The following is a 1,030-nucleotide window of genomic DNA, read 5'->3' on the forward strand; positions in this document are numbered from 1 at the left end:
GCGTCGGGGTTCATGACGAGTCCGGCGCGGTCAGAGATGACGGTGATGGGCACGGTTTTGGTGAAGTCGCCGCGAAACAGCGCGATCGCCAGGGCGATGATGGCGATGATGGTGATGACCATGGCCAGCCCGGTCAGCGGGCGTAGTGCACCAGATTTCATGGATCGCCTGTTCTAGCCGGAGAGGTTGAAGTTGCCGTTGGAGCCATACACCGACAGCGACACCAACAGTGTCACCGAGACCACCACCACCAGGCTGGTGCGCACCGCATTACCCACCGCTACCCCCACCCCGGAGGGCCCCCCGGAGGCGAAGTAACCGAAGTAGGTGTGGATCAACAAGATCGTGATCGCCATCAACACCGCCTGCAGAAACGACCACAACAAATCGATCGGGTTCAAAAACGTGTCGAAATAATGGTCATACAAACCCCCCGACTGCCCGAACAACACCACCGTGGTGAACTGACTGGCCACAAACGAGAGAATGACCGCGATCGAATACAACGGGGTGATCGCCAACATCCCGGCCACAATCCGCGTCGACACCAAGTACTCCACCGGGCGGATCGCCATCGACTCCAACGCATCAATCTCCTCATTGATACGCATCGCGCCCAACTGCGCGGTCACCCCCGCCCCGAACGTGGCCGCCAACCCGATCCCGGCCACCACCGGCGCGGCGATGCGCACATTGATAAACGCCGCCAAAAACCCGGTCAACGCCTCAATACCGATATCACCCAACGACGAATAACCCTGCACCGCCAACGTGCCCCCGGCCGCCAACGTGAGAAACCCGACGATGGCCACCGTGCCGCCGATCATCGCCAACGTGCCCGCACCCATCGAAATCTCAGCGATCAACCGCACAATCTCTTTACGGAAATGCACACTGGCATGCGGAATCCCGGCCAACGCCCGCACATAAAACAACAGATGATCACCGATACGGCCCAACACATCCACCGGACGACGCACCGACCGCGTCAACCGCGGATACGTGCTGCGCAAAATCGTCATCGTGCCCA

At 60.2% G+C, this 1,030-nt stretch carries 1 protein-coding gene and 1 pseudogene; both read right to left on the minus strand.

Translation table 11 applies throughout. The features are described 5' to 3' along the window. Nucleotides 1–161, minus strand: a pseudogene (locus ABQF13_RS25260) (MCE family protein); the annotation flags it as partial. Nucleotides 162–173: 12 nt separating this feature from the next. Further along, nucleotides 174–1,030, minus strand: an 857-nt coding sequence (locus ABQF13_RS25265; RefSeq protein ID WP_448395546.1) for an MlaE family ABC transporter permease, incomplete at its 5' end; no start/stop codon positions are given.

The sequence above is a fragment of the Mycolicibacterium sp. XJ879 genome (assembly GCF_053483935.1).